Origin of the sequence: Paracoccus mutanolyticus, from assembly GCF_003285265.1 — a bacterium.
GTDB lineage: Bacteria > Pseudomonadota > Alphaproteobacteria > Rhodobacterales > Rhodobacteraceae > Paracoccus > Paracoccus yeei.
In genome coordinates, this window is record NZ_CP030239.1 from 1981723 (window position 1) to 1997059 (window position 15337).

The following is a 15337-nucleotide window of genomic DNA, read 5'->3' on the forward strand; positions in this document are numbered from 1 at the left end:
ACAAACATTACGCCGACATCTATGCCGACGCGGTGGCCGACGCCACCCGCAGCTGGCCCGGCAGATGGCCGGCTGAGCGATCTGAACCGGCTGACCGGCACACAACGCAATGACGTTCTGCACGGCTCGGCGCAGGACGACGGCATCCTGGGCCTGGCCGGCAATGACACGCTTTACGGCGGGGCCGGCTCGGACTTTCTGCTGGGCGGCACCGGCGACGACAGCCTGCTGGGCGGTGCTGGCACGGACTTCCTGTTCGGCGCGACCGGCAACGACCGGCTGTGGGGCCAGGCCGGTCAGGATGTCCTGGACGGCGGCACGGGCAACGACACGCTGTGGGGCGGTCAGGGCAACGACCGGCTGTACGGCTTTTTCGGCAACGACCGCCTGCTGGGCGAGGCGGGCAACGACCCTGGCGGCGGGCTACGGCAACGACCTGCTCGAGGGCGGGGCCGGGCGCGACACGCTGCGCGGCGACTTCGGCGACGACACCCTGTCGGGCGGGGCGGGCAACGACCTGCTGTCGGGCGGCTGGGGCGCGGACGCCTTTGTCTATGACGGTGGCGCGGACCGGATCATCGACCTCGAGACCGGCCTGCGCGCCGACGGGACCGCGACCGGCGCCCCGGCCGAGCATGTCACCATCGCCGTGGACGGCATCGACGATTACGCCGACCTGATGGCGGTCGCGCGCCAGGTGGGCGGGAACGTGGTGTTTTCCTTCGGCGCGGGCGACAGCCTGGTGCTGGAGGGGGTGCCGCTGTCCCAGCTCGGCGCCTCGATGTTCGACTTTACCTGAACCGGAGCGAGCTTGCCATATTGTGCCAGAACCGCGCGCCGGCTTCGTCGGTGACGCGGGCCCTAGGCGTTTGGGAAAGGACGAAGGCGAAATCCGTCTTTGCCTTCTGCGCAGCGCCCAGCGTGGCCCCGCGACGGGCCACGGCCATCGCCGCGCCCAGAAGCCACAGCGGCTTGCCCACCGCGGCAAAGGCCACCAGCCCGCCCAGGTTCGAGGCGAAGTTCAACAGCTTGGTATGCGCCGTCGCCTTGAGGATGCCGTAGCCCGCCAGCATGACGAAACCCAGCATCAGGAAGGCCCCGGTCCCGGGCCCGAGCAGCCCGTCGTAAAAGGCGATCAGCGGCACCACGCTGGCGGTGAAAAGCCCCGGAGAAAGCCGCCGCGCGCGGTCAAGGTCGTTCAGCCCCGGCTTCAGGGCAAAGAACACCGCGATGGCGATCAGAAGGACCGGCAGGAGATAGCGCAGCAGGTCGGTGGGGATCGCCGCGACGCAGAGCGCGCCCGCCAGCCCGCCGGCGAAGGCCACGGCCGCCGCGCCCTTTTGCGCGCGCAGGTCCACCAGGCCGCGCCGGGCATAGGAGATCGCCGCCGTCGCCGCGCCGAAGGCGCCCTGCACCTTGTTCGTGGCCAGCGCCTGCGCCGGAGGAATGCCCGCCAGCATCAGCGCGGGCACGGAGATCAGCCCGCCGCCGCCGGCGATGGCATCGACGAAGCCGGCGGCAAAGGCCGCGGCCACCAGCATCAGGACAAGATCAAGGGAAAGCTCGAACATGGCCGGGGCGTGATGCGGCGGGGGCGCGGAATTGTAAAGGGCGGCGAGGATGGCGCGGTCGCATGGGTATTTGGAAAACGGTGAAAACCCCTGGGCGGCCCTGATGTCTGCAAGGGCGGCGGAAGGGCTCTCTTTCACTGTTTTCCAAGTACCCATTGCGGCGCCGGCCACGGGCGGGCCGCGCGGGGTGCCTAGCGCCGGGGGTGGGCCGCGCGGTAGACGGCCAGCAGATGGGCGTTGTCCACCCCGGTATAGACCTGCGTGGTCGAAAGGCTCGCGTGACCCAGCAATTCCTGGATCGTGCGCAGATCGCCCCCGGCGGCCAGAAGGTGGGTGGCGAAGGAATGGCGCAGCGCATGCGGCGTCGCCGTGTCCGGCAGGCCCAGGGACTGGCGCATCAGGCTCATGGCCTTGGCCATGACCGAGGCGTTGAGCGGGCCGCCGCGCGCGCCGCGAAACAGCGGCTGGTCCGGCGCGCGGGGATGGGGGCAGAGCTCCAGATAGGCCGCGACCGCCTGGCGCGCGACCGGCAGGACGGGGACCTGGCGTTCCTTCTTGCCCTTGCCGCGGATGGTCAGCGCCTCGCGGAAGGGCCAGTCGGCGCCGGTCAGTCCCAGCGCTTCCGAGATGCGCAGGCCGCAGCCGTAAAGCAGCGTCAGCACCGCCGCGTCGCGGGCCGCGATCCAGGGCTCGGGGTGGGTATGGCCGGCAAGGTCCAGCAACTCGCGGGCCTGATCCACCTCGAGCGGGCGGGGCAGGGACCGGGTAAAGCGCGGCCCGCGCGAGGCGAGCGCCCTGGAGGCGTCGAACCCATGCCGGTCCGACATCCAGCGCAGGAAGCTGCGCACCGCCGACAGCCGCCGCGCCAGCGAGCGCGCGCCCAGGCCCCGCGCCCGCTCGGACGCGGCAAAGGCGCGCATGTCCGTTTGCGTCAGGCTGCCCAGCGTCGCCGGCAGGGCGGGCCCGCCCTGGTGGCGGCCGAGGAAGGACAGGAAAGCCAGCAGGTCGCCCTGATAGGCCTTGATCGTATGGTCCGAGCGGTCGCGCGCGCCCCGTTCGCTGTCCAGCCAGCGCTGCAGCTGGTCGGCCATCAGCGGGGCCAATGCCAGGGGCTGCTCGGGGCCGGTCATGCCCTGGCCCCTTACTCGCGCAGCCACGAGATCAGCACCAGCCGGAACACTTGCCCGAAGAAGCGCAGCAGGTCCGTGCCCTGGGCCGGGGTGAAGCGCCCCGCCTCGGCCGAGCCCATCAGCAGCAGCGCGGGGAAGCGCTGCGGCCCGAGGTCGATGGGCAGCAGCGCCTCGGACCGGATGGGCGCGCGGGCGCCCTCGTGATAGGGCAGGGTTTCGGCGGCCGCGGCGCGCAGCACGATGTCGTCGCCGCGCGGCGTGCGGCGGCCGGCGCGAATCAGCTCGGCGATACGGCCGGCGGGGGTGATGACCAGGGGCCCGGACAGGTCCGCGGCCGGCGCCGCCCCCGATTCCATCAGCAGCCGCAGCGTGTCGATGCGCAGGATCGGCGCGACCGAGCTGCCCAGGTTTTCCAGGAAGCCGTCGAAATCGACCGGCTCGAGCAGCGAGATCACCGCCCGGTGGATGGTGTTCATGCCCGACTGGTTCTCGTAGGCGGCCGAGATCACCGATTCATGGGCCGATTCCAGCCGGTCGAGCCGGCTTTCCAGGGCCTGCATGGCGCGGCCCCGGATGTCGATGACATTGTCGCCCAGGTCCGCGTCGCGCGCGCCGATCAGCGCCCGCATCAGGTCGCGGTCGCCGAGGATCAGGTCCGGGCGGGCCAGCAGGCGGGCGCGGTCCTCGGGGGACAGCGCCTCGGGCGCGGTTTCGGATGTGGGCGCGGGGGCGGCCCCGGGGTCGGCGGGTGCGCCGCTCATCCGATCTTCTGCCCCGTCTTGGCCCAGTCGGCGTTGAACTGGTCGAGCCCCTTGTCGGTCAGCACGTGGCTGGCCATCGCCTTGATGACGGCGGGGGGCGCGGTGATCACGTCGGCGCCGATGCGGGCCGCGTCGGTGATGTGGTTCACCGAGCGGATCGAGGCCGCGAGGATCTGCGTCTGGACGTCGTAGTTGTCGTAGATCGTGCGGATGTCCTCGATCAGCTGCATGCCGTCCAGGTTCAGGTCGTCGAGCCGGCCGATGAAGGGGCTGATGAACGTGGCCCCCGCCTTGGCCGCCAGGATCGCCTGCGCGGCGGAAAAGCACAGCGTGACGTTGACCATGTGGCCCTCGGAGGACAGCGCCTTGCAGGCCTTGAGCCCGTCCCAGGTCAGCGGCACCTTGACCGCGATATTGGGCGCGATCTGCGCGAGGTGCTTGCCTTCGCGGATCATCTCCGGCGCGTCGGCGGCCACCACCTCGGCGCATGACGGGGCCCTGGCCATCTCGCAGATCTCGCGCGTCACCTCGGCGATGGCGCGGCCCGACTTCAGGATCAGCGAGGGGTTGGTGGTCACGCCGTCGACCATGCCCAGGTCGTTCAGCTCTCGGATGGCGGCGGTGTCGGCGGTGTCGACGAAGAATTTCATGCTCGGGCCCCTCCATAGGCTTTGCCCAGGGGTTTAGCGCAAAACCGGCAGGGCGGAAAGTCCGCAGGGGGCCGCTTGCGGGGCCTGTCGCGCCCGTGGCACAGTCCGCCCCTGTCCAGTTTCCTCGGAGACCGCCTTGACCGCCAGACCCCAGCCGCGCCCGCTGCCCTGATGAACCGGCCGCCGTTCTATCCCCAGGGCGCCCGCATCGCCGTGCTGACGCAGGAGGTGGTGGGCATCCTGGACTACCTGGCGCCCGAGGGCGGCGTGCGGCTGGGCCAGCTGGTCGTCGTGCCTCTGGGCCCGCGCCGGGTCATGGGCGCGGTCTGGGGGCGGGGGGTGGGCGATTTCGACCTGGCCCGGCTGCGGCCCGTGGCGCGGCTGATCGACGCCCCGCCGCTGGCGCCCGGGATGCTGGAGTTCATGGCCCGGATGGCGGAATACACGCTGACGCCGCTGCCCGCGATGCTGCGCATGGCGACGCGGGCGCCGGACCTGGACCAGCCGCCCGGGGCCCGGCGCATCGTCCATCGCGCGGGTCCCGCGCCCGAGCGGATGACCGACGCCCGCGCCGCCGTGCTGCGGGTGATCGAGGACCACGGCGGGGCAGGGTTCGCCCCGGGCGAACTGGCGCAGCTGGCCGGGGTCGGCGCCTCGGTCGTCCACGGGCTGGTCAAGGCCGGCACCCTGACCGAGGTGCTGGCGCCGCGCGATCTGCCCTATCCGCGGCTCGACCCCGCGCTGCCCGGAAAGCCGCTGGCGCCCGACCAGGCCGAGGCCGCGGCCGCGCTGCAGGGGGCGCTGCGGGGCCGGGGCATGGCACCACGCTGCTGCGCGGCGTCACCGGCTCGGGCAAGACCGAGGTCTTCTCGAGGCCGTCGCGGAATGGCTGCGCCAAGGCCGGCAGGCGCTGGTCCTGCTGCCCGAGATCGCGCTGTCGGCCGAGTTCCTGGACCGGGTCGAGGCGCGCTTCGGCGCGCGGCCCGGCGAATGGCATTCGGGCATCACCCGGGCCGAGCGGCGGCGGCTGTGGACCATGGCCGCGACGCAGAACGTGGGCCTGGTCGTCGGCGCCCGCTCGGCCCTGTTCCTGCCCTTTGCCGACCTGGGCCTGATCGTCGTCGATGAGGAGCACGATTCGTCCTACAAGCAGGAGGACGCGGTCTATTACAGCGCCCGCGACATGGCCGTGCTGCGCGCCAGCATCGAGGGGGCGCAGGTGGTGCTGGCCTCGGCCACGCCGTCCCTGGAAAGCTGGGTCAATGCACAGGCCGGGAAATACGCGCGCATCGACCTGCGCGCGCGCTATGGCAGCGCCGAACTGCCCGAGATGGGCACCATCGACCTGCGCGCGCAGGAGACCGAGCGCGGCCGCTGGATCAGCCCGCGCCTGGCGGCCGAGGTGGCGGCGCGCAGGGAGCGCGGCGAACAGTCGCTTTTGTTCCTGAACCGGCGCGGCTATGCCCCGATCACCGCCTGCCGGGCCTGCGGCCAGCAGATCGGCTGCGACCAGTGCGACGCCCGCATGGTCGAGCACCGCTTCCAGAACCGCCTGGTCTGCCACCAGTGCGGCGCGACGAAGCCCATCCCCACCGCCTGCCCGAGCTGCGGGACCGAGGGCAAGATGACCGCCATCGGCCCCGGCGTCGAGCGCCTGGCCGAGGAGGTGGCCGAGCGCTTCCCCGAGGCGCGGGCGGCGGTGCTGTCCCGGACCTGTCAATTGCCTGCGCGCTGAAGGAGGCTGATCGCCCTGATGCGCGGGCGAACCGACATCATCATCGGCACCCAGATCGTCGCCAAGGGCCACGACTTCGCCCGTTGCACAGTGGAGCGGCTGATGAAGGTCATGGGGTTGCAAGGCGTTGTGCGCGGCAAGAAGGTCGTCACGATGCAGCCAGATCGCGGGCCCAGCCGGGCGCGAGGGGGACGAGGCGCGGGGGCTGGCGCTTCTGCAGACTATCAGCCCGACCACCCGGTGATCCGCGCGATCCTGTCGGGCGAGGACGAGGCGTTCTGGGATGCCGAGGCGGCGCAGCGGCAGGCGGCGGGGATGCCGCCCTTCGGCCGGCTGGCGGGCATCATCCTGTCCCACCCCGACCAGCCCGTGGTCGAGGATTACGCCCGCGCCCTGGCCCGCCGCGCCGCGCCCCTGCAGGCGGTGGGGGCCGAGCTTTGGGGGCCCGCGCCCGCGCCCATCGCCCGCATCCGGGGCCGTCACCGCGTGCGCATGCTGATCCGCGCGCCGCGCCAGGCGCCGGTGCAGCAGGCCATCGCCGAATGGCTGGCCGGGGCGCCGAAGCCGCCCACCAACCTGCGCCTGTCGGTGGACATCGACCCGCAAAGCTTTTTCTGACGGGCAGGGCCCGCGCGCGCCCCGGTCAGGACGCCCATTCGGGGTCCGTGGTGAAGGCGATGGTCAGCCAGCGGTCGGGGCCTTCGTCGCCGATCTGGTCCCCGACCTCGTCCCGGATCGCGTCCCATTCCTCCAGCGTGCGGGCGGGGGCGCCCTGGGGCACGATGAAGAACAGCTCGATCTGGCGGCCCCGGCCGACCCGCGCGACATAGGCGCGGTGGCCCAGGAACCCGTGCCGCGCGGCGGCGGCCCGGGCGACGCGGTCGACATGGCTTTTCAGGTCCTGCGGCGTGACCAGCAGGATGTCGGCCAGCGCCTGGCGCACGGTCGGGATCGGCATCGGCAGCACGACCAGGCTGACCACGGCCAGCATCGCCGGTCGACATCGGGCGACATCCAATCCCAGGCCGTCCCCTGGATCGCCCAGCCGAAGCCGAAGGCCGTCAGCAGCGCCCCGGTCATCGCGGCCGAAATGGCCCAGGCCTTGGCGTCGAGTTCCAGAAACATCGACCCGATGCGCCGGTTCGCCCGGCGGCCGTAAAGCGCCATGGCCGCCGCCGTGACGACGGTGATGACGGCGTAAAGGATGGCCTGACCGAACGCAGGTCGCGCCCGCCGGCCATCAGGCTGCTGACCGCCGTGACCAGCGCATAGCCTGCCGCCCCGATCAGCAGGCTGCCGCTGAGCCCCAGCACCATCGGCTCCAGATGCCAGAAGCCCATGGTGAAATGCGGCCGCAGCCGGGCCTGGGTCCGCTCGGCCAGCGATTGCGTGATCAGGCGCGAGACCAGCAGGGCCAGCATGGTCATGCTGGCGTCCATGGCCGAATAGATGCCGTCGAAGATGATCGAGGACGAGCCGGTCAGCACGCCGAAGATCACCCCGAACCCGGCCAGCGCAAAGGTCACCGCGATGGACAGGCGCAGGATCGACTGCTCGGACCGCATCCTAGACCCCGCAGCGTTCCAGGAACCCGTCCATCACCCCGGCCAGGCGCTCGGCCCACAGCTCCTGGCCGGCCTCGTCCTCGATCAGGTCGTTCCTGACCTCGATCAGCACGTTGGGGCGGCCGTGGGCGATGGCGTGGCGGTCGATGGAATCGCCCGCCAGATGCCCGGCGTAGGGTTCGTTGTCGCCGGTGATCCAGCCCTGCGCGCGGCATTCGCGGATCAGGGCGGGGCCCAGCCGCGCGTCGTCGTGGGAATAGAGCACGCCGACCGACCAGGGCCGGCGCGGGCGGCCGCGCAGCTGGCGGGTAAAGCTGTGGACGGCGCAGATCGCCCGGTCCGGACGCCGGGCGGCCAGCGCGGCATAGGCGGCGTGATAGGGGCGGTAAAGCCGGTCCAGCCGGCGTTCGCGCTCGGCCGCGTCGGCGTGGCGGTTCGCGGGGATGACGGTGCCGTCATAGATCCGCATCAGCAGGGTGGGGTCGTCCTCGCCCCGGTTCGGGTCGATCACCAGGCGCGAGAAATCCGACAGGATCGCCGGCGCCCCCATCCGCTGGGCCAGCTTTCGCGTCAGCCCCGCCGCGCCCACGTCATAGGCGATGTGGCGGGCCATGTCCTCGGGCGGAAGCCCCAGATCGCCGCCCCCGATCCAGTCGGGAACGCGGTTCGTGGCGTGATCGCAGGTGATCAGCCAGCGCGAGGGGCGGTCCTCGCCCAGGATGGAAAATGGTTCTGCCGTCATGGTCCCTTTGCCTTGCATGGGGCAGACATTAGTGCAAGCCATGTCCACGGGGCCAGTTGCCGCGGGGCGGGGCCTGACGTAAGACAGCGCAGGTGATAGCGCAAACAGTCCGGGGGATCAGGGATGAGACGGCATCGCAAGGTCAAGATCGTGGCAACGCTGGGACCATCCTCCAGCGATTTCGCCACCATCCGCGCGCTTTTCGAGGCCGGGGCGGACGTGTTCCGCCTGAACATGAGCCACGGGACCCACGACGAACAGCGCGCCCGCTATGACATCATCCGCCGGGTCGAGGCGGAATCGGGCCGCCCCATCGCGGTGCTGGCCGACCTGCAGGGGCCGAAGCTGCGCGTCGGCACATTCGCCCAGGGGCCGCACGACCTGCACGACGGCCAGAGCTTCCGCTTTGACCTGGACCCGGCGCCGGGCGACACGGCGCGCGTGCAGCTGCCCCATCCCGAGATCTTCGCCGCGCTGGACGCGGGCGCCGAGCTTCTGGTCAACGACGGCAAGATCCGGCTGCGGGTCGAACGCTGCGGGCCGGATTTCGCCGATTGCGTGGTGACGGCGGGCGGGCCGATCTCGAACCGCAAGGGCGTGAACGTGCCCGACGTGGTGCTGCCCCTGGCGGCGCTGTCGGACAAGGACCGCGACGACCTGGAATTCGCCTGCCAGCTGGGCGTGGACTGGCTGGCGCTGTCCTTCGTCCAGCGCCCCGAGGACGTGATCGAGGCCCGCGAACTGGCCAAGGGCCGCGCCGCGATCCTGAGCAAGATCGAGAAGCCGGCCGCCGTGCGGGCCTTTCCCGAGATCCTGAAGGTCTCGGACGGGATCATGGTGGCGCGGGGCGACCTGGGGGTGGAACTGCCGGTCCATTCCGTGCCGCCGATCCAGAAGCGCCTGACGCGGGCCTGCCGCGCGGCCGCCAAGCCGGTGATCGTCGCCACCCAGATGCTGGAATCCATGATCGAAAGCCCGATGCCCACCCGGGCCGAGGTCAGCGACGTGGCGACCGCGATCTATGAGGGGGCGGACGCGATCATGCTGTCGGCCGAAAGCGCCGCCGGCAGCTATCCGGTCGAGGCGGTGGCGACCATGGACAATGTCGCGCGCTCGGTCGAAAGCGATCCGACCTATCGCGAGATCATCGAAAGCTCGCGCCAGGCCAAGCGCCAGACCGTGGCCGACGCCATCGTCGCCGCCGCGCGCGAGATCGCCGAGACGACCGACATTTCCGCGATCTGCGCCTTCACCTCGTCCGGCACCACAGTCAGCCTGGTGGCGCGCGAACGCCCGCGGGTGCCGATCATCGCCATGACCGCCGAGGAAACCACCCTGCGCCGGCTGTGTCTGACCTGGGGCACGCATTGCGTGCTGACGCCCGAACTGGTGCGCTTCAAGCAGGCGGTGGTCAACGCGGCCAAGGCGGCGCGCGATTTCGGCTTTGCCGACGAGACGAACCAGATCGTCGTGATGGCCGGCGTGCCCTTCAACCAGTCGGGCACGACCAACATCCTGCGCATCGCGCCCTGCGACGAACGCTTGATCTATCGCACCGATCCGGAATAAGTCCCGGAGCCAAGAGATTTAGCAAGGAAAGGGTGGCCCCGATGATCGACCTTCTGCTGCTGGCGGGGGTGGCGCTTTGCGCGCTCTCGGCGTGATGGCCGTCGTTTCGGTGGCGCGCACGCGCGCGCCGCGCGGGGCTGCGCTGGCCCTGGTGCTGGGCATCGTGGCGCTGTTCGCGGCAAGCTGGCTGGACGAGCGGCCCTTTGGCTGGCGCAGCGTCTGCGACGCCTGGGAGCGGCTGGTCAGCGGGAAAAGCTTTGGCGCCGACCCGGTGCTGCCGCCGGCCGAGCCGACCGCCGAACCCGCGGCGCCTGTGGCCGAGCCCGCGCCGGCGCCGGAACCTGCCCAGGAATCTATGCCGGCCCCGGTGCCGGAACCCGCTCCGGCTCCGACGTCCGCTGGGGCGCCCCTGACCCCGGCTCCAGCCCAATAAGGCTTGCCAATTCGCCGGCGCGGCCTTATAGGGCGCGCTTCCACCCGCGCGGCCGGCCGATATGGCATTGCCGAGTCGCGCGTTCACTCTGACCGCAAGGAGAGTAAAATGCCGAAGATGAAGACCAAATCGGCCGCGAAAAAGCGGTTCTCGATGACGGCCTCGGGCAAAGTGAAAGCTGGTCCGGCCGGCAAGCGCCACGGCATGATCAAGCGCTCGACGAAATTCATCCGCGACGTGACCGGGACCATGATCCTGTCCGACGCGGACGCGAAGATCGTCAAGAAATACATGCCCTATAACCGCTAAGGAGAACCGGACATGGCACGAGTCAAATCGGGTAAAGTCACCCACGCCCGCCACAAGAAGGTTCTTGACGCGGCGAAAGGCTATTATGGCAACCGGTCGCGCAACTTCCGCACCGCGACCCAGGCGGTCGACAAGGCCAACCAGTACGCGACCCGCGACCGCAAGACGCGCAAGCGCAACTTCCGCGCGCTGTGGATCCAGCGCATCAACGCCGCCGTCCGCGCCGTCGATGCCGAGATGACCTATTCGCGCTTCATCGCCGCGCTGGCGAAAGCCGGGATCGAGGTGGACCGCAAGGTCCTGGCCGACCTGGCCGTGCACGAGCCCGAGGCCTTTGCCGCCGTGGTCGCGCAGGCGAAAGCCGCCGCCTGATTGCCGGCAGGCTTGCAGGAATACGGAAAAACCCGCGCCTCGGCGCGGGTTTTTTGCTTTGCGTTCGGGGGGCGCTGCCCCCACGCCGGGCAGGCCCGGCACCCCCGGGGGTATTTGGGAAACGGTGAAAACACGAGGAACCGGGCGAGGCCGCGGCGGTTTTGAAGGCATGAGCCGTTATCCCGCCCGCGTTCCCCTGCACCGCAAGCCCCTGGGCGTGATCGGCAGCGCCCTGGTCGCGCGGCGCAATGTGCTGGAGTTGATCCCCGAGATCGCCGTGCGCCAGCCCATGGTCTCGGGCAAGGTCGGCAAGCGTTGGCACATGGTCATGGACCCCGACGCCCTGCGCGTGGTGCTGAAGGACCGGGTCGAGGATTACCCGAAGTCGCTGGTCACCAAGCTGCTGCTGGAGCCGGCGGTCGGAGAATCGCTGTTCGTGGCCGAGGGCGCGCATTGGCGCTGGCAACGCCGCGCCGCCGCCCCGGCCTTTGCCCAGCGCCATGTCGAGGCCCTGGCGCCGGTGATGACCGCCGCCGCCGAGGCGAGCGCCCGGCGGCTGTCGGCAGCGGCTGGCGGCACGGTCGACGTGTTCGCCGAAACCGTCGCCGCGACCTTCGAGGTGATTTCCGACGTGACCTTTTCCGGCGACGAGGGCTTTGACCGCGACGCGGTGCACCATGCCATCGACGCCTATATCGAGAGTACGGCGCGGATCTCGGTCCTGGACATCCTGGGCCTGCCGGGCTGGATCCCGCGCCCGGGGCGGCTGCGGTCGGGGGGCGACCTGCGGCGGATGAAGCGGGTGGCCGACGATGCGATCGCGCTCGCGCCCGGTCAGGGCCGCGCCCGGTGCCGGATCTGCTGGATCTGCTGCGCGCGGGCGAGGACCCCGAGACGCATCGCCGCATGACCCCGGGCGAGCTGCGCGACAACCTGCTGACCTTCATCGTCGCGGGCCACGAGACGACCGCCCTGACGCTGGCCTGGGCGCTTTACCTGCTGGCTTTCGCCCGGCCGGAGGTCCTGGCTCTCCGCCGGCTCCGACCGCGGTGGTGATCGCGCCGCCACGGATGGATTTCCAGGCATAACAATCTCCGCCAGATCGTGGACGAGGCGCTGCGGCTTTACCCTCCGGCCGCGTTCCTGTCGCGCACCGCCCGCATCCACGACAGCCTGGGCGGGCGCGAGGTGCTGCCGGGGGACACGGTGATGCTGCCGATCTATGCGCTGCATCGCCACCACCTGCTGTGGGACGATCCCGACGCCTTCGACCCGGACCGCTTTGCCCCCGGCGTGACGCGCGACCGCTTTGCCTTCCTGCCCTTCGGCGCCGGTCCCCGCATCTGCATCGGCGCGAGCTTTGCCCTGCAGGAGGCGGTGATCATCCTGGCCACGCTGGTCGCCCGGCTGCGGTTCGACCTGACCGCCCGCCAGCCGCAGCCGCGCATGATCCTGACGCTGCGCCCGCATGGCGGGCTGTGGCTGTCGGTTCGCGCGCGGGCTTGATCCCGGCGCGTGGGGCGCTAAGGTCGCGGCCATGATCGTCATCCATCACAAGCCGAACTGCTCGACCTCGCGCAAGGTCCTGCAGATGATCCGCGATGCGGGGTTCGAACCCCTGGTCATCGACTATGTCCGCGAGGGCTGGACCCGCGCCCAGCTGCTGGGCCTGTTCGCCGCCGCCGGCGTGACCCCGCGCGGGGCGCTGCGCGTCAAGGGCACCGACGCGGCCGAGCGCGGCCTGCCCGATGCCGGTGACGAGGCGATCCTGGCCGCCATGGTCGAGAACCCCGTCCTGGTCGAACGTCCCTTCGTCTGCGGTCCCGGCGGGGTGCGTTTGTGCCGCCCTGCCGAGCTGGTCCGCGAAAGCCTGTCCCGCCAGGCTTTTCCCTGATCCCCGGCCGTGCTAATCGGCGGCGGAACCGCAAGGAAAGCCTGCCATGTCCGACCTGACCAGCCTTCGCCAGACCTATCTTGACCGCATTTCCGGCGCCGCCGACAGCGACGCGCTGGAACAGGTGCGGCTGGCCGCCCTGGGCAAGAAGGGCGAGATCAGCGGCATGATGAAAGAACTGGGCCGCATGACGCCCGAAGAGCGCCAGACCCGCGGCGCCGCGCTGAACCGCCTGAAGGACGAGGTCGATGCCGCGCTGCGCGCCCGCAAGCAGGGGCTGGAGGATGCGGCGCTGGACGCCCGGCTGCGCGAGGAATGGCTGGACGTGACCCTGCCCGGCCGGCCGCGTCCGCAGGGCACCATCCATCCCGTCAGCCAGGTGACCGATGAGGTCACCGCGATCTTCGCCGACATGGGCTTTCGCGTGGCCGAGGGGCCGCAGATCGAATCCGACTGGTTCAACTTCGACGCGCTGAACATCCCGCCCGAGCATCCGGCACGGCAGGAGCACGACACCTTCTTCATGGCCCGGGCCGAGGGCGACCCGCGCCCGCCGCACGTCTTGCGCACGCATACCTCGCCGGTGCAGATCCGGGCGATGCAGGCGACCGGCGCGCCGATCCGGGTGATCGCGCCGGGCCGGGTCTATCGCATGGACATGGACCAGACCCATGCGCCGATGTTCCACCAGGTCGAGGGGCTGGCGCTCGGCCGCGACATTTCCATGGCGAACCTGAAATGGACGCTGGAGGAATTCTGCCGCGCCTTCTTCGAACTGGACGAGGTCGAGCTGCGCTTCCGCGCCAGCCATTTCCCCTTCACTGAACCGTCGGCCGAGGTCGACATCCGCTGTTCCTGGGAGGGCGGCAAGCTGACGCTGGGGCAGGGGAATTCCTGGCTGGAGATCCTGGGCTCGGGCATGGTGCACCCCAAGGTGCTGGCCGCGGGCGGGATCGACCCGGACCAGTGGCAGGGCTTTGCCTTCGGCATGGGCATCGACCGGATCGCCATGCTGAAATACGGGATCCCGGATTTGCGGGCGTTCTTTGAGAGCGATCTGCGGTGGCTGAAGCACTACGGCTTTGCGGCGGGGGATGTGCCGAGCGTGGCGGGCGGGTTGTCGCGGTGATCGGGGGGCTGCCCTCCCTCGTCGCTGACGCTCCTCGCTGACGCTCCTCTCCCCCCGGGATATTTCAGGCACGAAAAAATTTGGCCGACAACATCTCAACTCTGCGAGAACTGGAAGGTGTGCGTGTGCGTAATTTGGGAGGTCTGTGGATCTCTGGCGGACATCGATGATTGCGGCGAACTTTTGCGCATCTTCTTTCACAATGTCCATTAATTTATTTCCGCGCGCGACATTGGCTCGCCAAAAAGCCCCATCCAATGCAGTCAGTAAACTTTCGTTGATTCTCTTGAACTCGACTCTCGATGCATATAACCAAAACAGCGTAAACAGCTCATAACGACGACATCTATAGAAATGCAACGATGCCTTTCCATGGTAAAAGAGTGCCTCGATGTGACAATGTCGTTTCCCTACTGATGAATTCGAGTATCAAGGAAAAGAAATTCGATCAGCATCTGTTGGGAATCCGTGTAAAGAAACAATATCCCTGAAAATAGCCCCTGCCGTCCCAGCGCAAAACGGCTGATCGGGTTTGTGGTTAACGGTCGGTCGACCGCCCCCTCACAATGCCCCCTGGATCATCAGAAACCCCGGTAGCCAGCCGGTAAACACCCCCGCCAGCAGCGTGACCCAGCCGGCCTGCCGCGTGACCGGGAAGCGCACCGCGAGCATCAGGAAATACAGGAACCACAGCCCCGCCCAGGCCAGCCAGTTGGCGGCCATCCAGGCTTCGCCGGTGTTCAGGGCGTCGCGGAAGGCCAGCACGGAAACCGGCAGGGCCGTTACCGCGACGAACAGGCTAAACCAGCCCAAGCCGCGGCCGTCGGCGCCCGAGAGGCGGTTCCAGGCGACCCACAGGTAGGTCGTGCAGAACAGCAGGGACAGCGTGGCGTTGCGGATGGACTCGGCGTCGGCCTTGGGGCCGAAGGCGTCGTGCAGCACCACGGCGCCGGAGACCAGCGCGGTGACGATGTTGATGACGACGATTTCGCGCCCGTCGATCCGGTCCAGAAGCCACAGCCCGTTGATGACCAGGACGGCGCCCACATAGAACAGAACGAAGCCGGTCAGCATGTTTCCCCCATCGCAGCCGGAAGGCTGGGCGAGGCTCTAGCCGGGCCGCCGCCCCGGCACCATGGGCCGGCGCGGATAATCAGCATCAGGAAAATCGATGCAATCGCCGCAGGTTATGAGGGATCAGTACAGGCCCGAGCCGAGCCGGCGGCGGATCTCGTCCTTGTCCTCCTGGATCATGCCGGGGATCAGGAACAGGTCGATCACCGCCCAGACCCAGACCAGGCCCAGGAGCGGCCAGCCGATCAGGATGGGCGCGGTCAGCCAGCCCAGGCCCGACATCGCCAGCATGATCAGACCGCTGACCCAGCGGCCGAGATACATCCGGTGTGCGCCGAAACCCCACAGCAGGATCGCCAGCAGATAGGCGACCAGAGGGGATTTCGCGTCATTGGCTGATGCG

General features: G+C 69.6%; 19 protein-coding genes and 4 pseudogenes. 14 read left to right on the plus strand and 9 right to left on the minus strand.

Features of this window, described 5'->3' with window-relative positions:
• Positions 1 to 21: 21 nt before the first annotated feature.
• Both DPM13_RS26970 and DPM13_RS20815 read left to right on the plus strand, forming a co-directional pair.
• Positions 22 to 363: pseudogene (locus DPM13_RS26970) on the plus strand (calcium-binding protein); the annotation flags it as partial.
• Positions 302 to 799 (plus strand): calcium-binding protein, encoded by a 498-nt coding sequence (locus DPM13_RS20815; RefSeq protein ID WP_262983109.1) that lies wholly within the window; start codon positions 302 to 304, stop codon positions 797 to 799. The pseudogene DPM13_RS26970 and the gene DPM13_RS20815, both read left to right, overlap by 62 nt.
• On the opposite strand, the gene DPM13_RS10735 is transcribed toward DPM13_RS20815, so the two are convergent.
• The 4 genes from DPM13_RS10735 to fsa form a co-directional block, all read right to left on the minus strand.
• On the minus strand, positions 792 to 1571 hold the full coding sequence (locus DPM13_RS10735) for a TSUP family transporter (protein ID WP_112888000.1): 780 nt from the start codon (positions 1569 to 1571) through the stop codon (positions 792 to 794). The genes DPM13_RS20815 and DPM13_RS10735 overlap by 8 nt on opposite strands.
• A 191-nt stretch (positions 1572 to 1762) precedes the next feature.
• Complete coding sequence (locus tag DPM13_RS10740) at positions 1763 to 2701, minus strand: tyrosine recombinase XerC (protein WP_028721137.1); 939 nt, start codon at positions 2699 to 2701, stop codon at positions 1763 to 1765.
• Positions 2702 to 2712: 11 nt separating this feature from the next.
• Positions 2713 to 3462 (minus strand): DUF484 family protein, encoded by a 750-nt coding sequence (locus DPM13_RS10745; protein ID WP_080621693.1) that lies wholly within the window; start codon positions 3460 to 3462, stop codon positions 2713 to 2715.
• Positions 3459 to 4112 (minus strand): fructose-6-phosphate aldolase, encoded by a 654-nt coding sequence (fsa, locus tag DPM13_RS10750; RefSeq protein ID WP_112888001.1) that lies wholly within the window; start codon positions 4110 to 4112, stop codon positions 3459 to 3461. The genes DPM13_RS10745 and fsa overlap by 4 nt, the downstream gene beginning before the upstream one ends.
• Positions 4113 to 4283: 171 nt before the next feature.
• Here fsa and DPM13_RS23100 point away from each other — a divergent pair.
• The 4 genes and pseudogenes from DPM13_RS23100 to DPM13_RS23110 all read left to right on the plus strand — a co-directional run.
• Positions 4284 to 4532, plus strand: a pseudogene (locus tag DPM13_RS23100) (primosomal protein N' family DNA-binding protein); the annotation flags it as partial.
• Between the two features lie 508 nt (positions 4533 to 5040).
• A complete protein-coding gene (gene priA, locus DPM13_RS23105) occupies positions 5041 to 5847 on the plus strand; it encodes a replication restart helicase PriA (protein WP_262983344.1) in 807 nt (268 codons plus the stop codon).
• Between the two features lie 75 nt (positions 5848 to 5922).
• Positions 5923 to 6000 (plus strand): annotated as a pseudogene (locus tag DPM13_RS26975) (IS3 family transposase); the annotation flags it as partial.
• Positions 6001 to 6162: 162 nt separating this feature from the next.
• The gene (locus DPM13_RS23110; RefSeq protein WP_223252576.1) at positions 6163 to 6465 is read left to right on the plus strand and encodes a hypothetical protein; all 303 of its coding nucleotides are present in this window, start codon (positions 6163 to 6165) and stop codon (positions 6463 to 6465) included.
• Positions 6466 to 6490: 25 nt separating this feature from the next.
• On the opposite strand, the gene DPM13_RS23115 is transcribed toward DPM13_RS23110, so the two are convergent.
• The 3 genes from DPM13_RS23115 to DPM13_RS10765 form a co-directional block, all read right to left on the minus strand.
• On the minus strand, positions 6491 to 6838 hold the full coding sequence (locus DPM13_RS23115) for a hypothetical protein (RefSeq protein ID WP_223252654.1): 348 nt from the start codon (positions 6836 to 6838) through the stop codon (positions 6491 to 6493).
• 85 nt (positions 6839 to 6923) lie between these two features.
• Positions 6924 to 7412 (minus strand): cation transporter, encoded by a 489-nt coding sequence (locus DPM13_RS10760; protein ID WP_262983110.1) that lies wholly within the window; start codon positions 7410 to 7412, stop codon positions 6924 to 6926.
• Position 7413: 1 nt separating this feature from the next.
• The gene (locus DPM13_RS10765; RefSeq protein ID WP_112888757.1) at positions 7414 to 8154 is read right to left on the minus strand and encodes an N-formylglutamate amidohydrolase; all 741 of its coding nucleotides are present in this window, start codon (positions 8152 to 8154) and stop codon (positions 7414 to 7416) included.
• Between the two features lie 123 nt (positions 8155 to 8277).
• Here DPM13_RS10765 and pyk point away from each other — a divergent pair, with 123 nt between their 5' ends.
• The 8 genes and pseudogenes from pyk (at position 8278) to pheS (ending at position 13860) form a co-directional block, all read left to right on the plus strand.
• Complete coding sequence (gene pyk / locus DPM13_RS10770; protein WP_028721131.1) at positions 8278 to 9723, plus strand: pyruvate kinase; 1446 nt, start codon at positions 8278 to 8280, stop codon at positions 9721 to 9723.
• 109 nt (positions 9724 to 9832) lie between these two features.
• Positions 9833 to 10156, plus strand: a complete 324-nt coding sequence (locus DPM13_RS10775; protein ID WP_223251952.1) for a hypothetical protein — start codon at positions 9833 to 9835, stop codon at positions 10154 to 10156.
• A gap of 108 nt (positions 10157 to 10264) precedes the next feature.
• A complete protein-coding gene (gene rpmI, locus DPM13_RS10780; protein WP_024843601.1) occupies positions 10265 to 10465 on the plus strand; it encodes a 50S ribosomal protein L35 in 201 nt (66 codons plus the stop codon).
• Between the two features lie 12 nt (positions 10466 to 10477).
• Positions 10478 to 10837 (plus strand): 50S ribosomal protein L20, encoded by a 360-nt coding sequence (gene rplT, locus DPM13_RS10785; RefSeq protein ID WP_028721130.1) that lies wholly within the window; start codon positions 10478 to 10480, stop codon positions 10835 to 10837.
• Positions 10838 to 11006: 169 nt separating this feature from the next.
• Positions 11007 to 11747, plus strand: a complete 741-nt coding sequence (locus DPM13_RS26980) for a cytochrome P450 (RefSeq protein WP_397244238.1) — start codon at positions 11007 to 11009, stop codon at positions 11745 to 11747.
• A pseudogene (locus tag DPM13_RS26985) lies at positions 11744 to 12343 on the plus strand (cytochrome P450). The gene DPM13_RS26980 and the pseudogene DPM13_RS26985 overlap by 4 nt, the downstream one beginning before the upstream one ends.
• A gap of 31 nt (positions 12344 to 12374) precedes the next feature.
• Positions 12375 to 12731, plus strand: coding sequence for an arsenate reductase family protein (locus tag DPM13_RS10795; protein ID WP_112888002.1), 357 nt, complete (start codon positions 12375 to 12377; stop codon positions 12729 to 12731).
• A gap of 46 nt (positions 12732 to 12777) precedes the next feature.
• Positions 12778 to 13860 (plus strand): phenylalanine--tRNA ligase subunit alpha, encoded by a 1083-nt coding sequence (gene pheS / locus DPM13_RS10800; RefSeq protein WP_105291521.1) that lies wholly within the window; start codon positions 12778 to 12780, stop codon positions 13858 to 13860.
• Positions 13861 to 14421: 561 nt separating this feature from the next.
• Here pheS and DPM13_RS10805 read toward each other — a convergent pair.
• Together DPM13_RS10805 and DPM13_RS10810 are read right to left on the minus strand one after the other, a co-directional pair.
• Complete coding sequence (locus DPM13_RS10805; RefSeq protein ID WP_112888003.1) at positions 14422 to 14934, minus strand: AmiS/UreI family transporter; 513 nt, start codon at positions 14932 to 14934, stop codon at positions 14422 to 14424.
• Between the two features lie 123 nt (positions 14935 to 15057).
• Entirely contained in the window at positions 15058 to 15225 is a 168-nt protein-coding gene (locus DPM13_RS10810; protein WP_397246449.1) for a hypothetical protein, read from the minus strand.
• Between the last annotated feature and the right edge of the window lie 112 nt (positions 15226 to 15337).

Excerpts from the sequence above, each read along its gene's own strand:
- DPM13_RS10795 (WP_112888002.1), top strand. The coding sequence starts at position 12,375 with ATGATCGTCATCCATCACAAGCCGAACTGCTCGACCTCGCGCAAGGTC.
- DPM13_RS23115 (WP_223252654.1), bottom strand. The coding sequence starts at position 6,838 with ATGCTGGCCGTGGTCAGCCTGGTCGTGCTGCCGATGCCGATCCCGACC.
- DPM13_RS10740 (WP_028721137.1), bottom strand. The coding sequence starts at position 2,701 with ATGACCGGCCCCGAGCAGCCCCTGGCATTGGCCCCGCTGATGGCCGAC.
- DPM13_RS10760 (WP_262983110.1), bottom strand. The coding sequence starts at position 7,412 with ATGCGGTCCGAGCAGTCGATCCTGCGCCTGTCCATCGCGGTGACCTTT.
- DPM13_RS26980 (WP_397244238.1), top strand. The coding sequence starts at position 11,007 with ATGAGCCGTTATCCCGCCCGCGTTCCCCTGCACCGCAAGCCCCTGGGC.
- DPM13_RS10765 (WP_112888757.1), bottom strand. The coding sequence starts at position 8,154 with ATGACGGCAGAACCATTTTCCATCCTGGGCGAGGACCGCCCCTCGCGC.
- DPM13_RS20815 (WP_262983109.1), top strand. The coding sequence starts at position 302 with ATGTCCTGGACGGCGGCACGGGCAACGACACGCTGTGGGGCGGTCAGG.
- DPM13_RS10805 (WP_112888003.1), bottom strand. The coding sequence starts at position 14,934 with ATGCTGACCGGCTTCGTTCTGTTCTATGTGGGCGCCGTCCTGGTCATC.
- fsa (WP_112888001.1), bottom strand. The coding sequence starts at position 4,112 with ATGAAATTCTTCGTCGACACCGCCGACACCGCCGCCATCCGAGAGCTG.
- rpmI (WP_024843601.1), top strand. The coding sequence starts at position 10,265 with ATGCCGAAGATGAAGACCAAATCGGCCGCGAAAAAGCGGTTCTCGATG.
- DPM13_RS23110 (WP_223252576.1), top strand. The coding sequence starts at position 6,163 with ATGCCGCCCTTCGGCCGGCTGGCGGGCATCATCCTGTCCCACCCCGAC.
- DPM13_RS10810 (WP_397246449.1), bottom strand. The coding sequence starts at position 15,225 with ATGCTGGCGATGTCGGGCCTGGGCTGGCTGACCGCGCCCATCCTGATC.
- DPM13_RS10745 (WP_080621693.1), bottom strand. The coding sequence starts at position 3,462 with ATGAGCGGCGCACCCGCCGACCCCGGGGCCGCCCCCGCGCCCACATCC.
- rplT (WP_028721130.1), top strand. The coding sequence starts at position 10,478 with ATGGCACGAGTCAAATCGGGTAAAGTCACCCACGCCCGCCACAAGAAG.
- pheS (WP_105291521.1), top strand. The coding sequence starts at position 12,778 with ATGTCCGACCTGACCAGCCTTCGCCAGACCTATCTTGACCGCATTTCC.
- DPM13_RS10735 (WP_112888000.1), bottom strand. The coding sequence starts at position 1,571 with ATGTTCGAGCTTTCCCTTGATCTTGTCCTGATGCTGGTGGCCGCGGCC.
- pyk (WP_028721131.1), top strand. The coding sequence starts at position 8,278 with ATGAGACGGCATCGCAAGGTCAAGATCGTGGCAACGCTGGGACCATCC.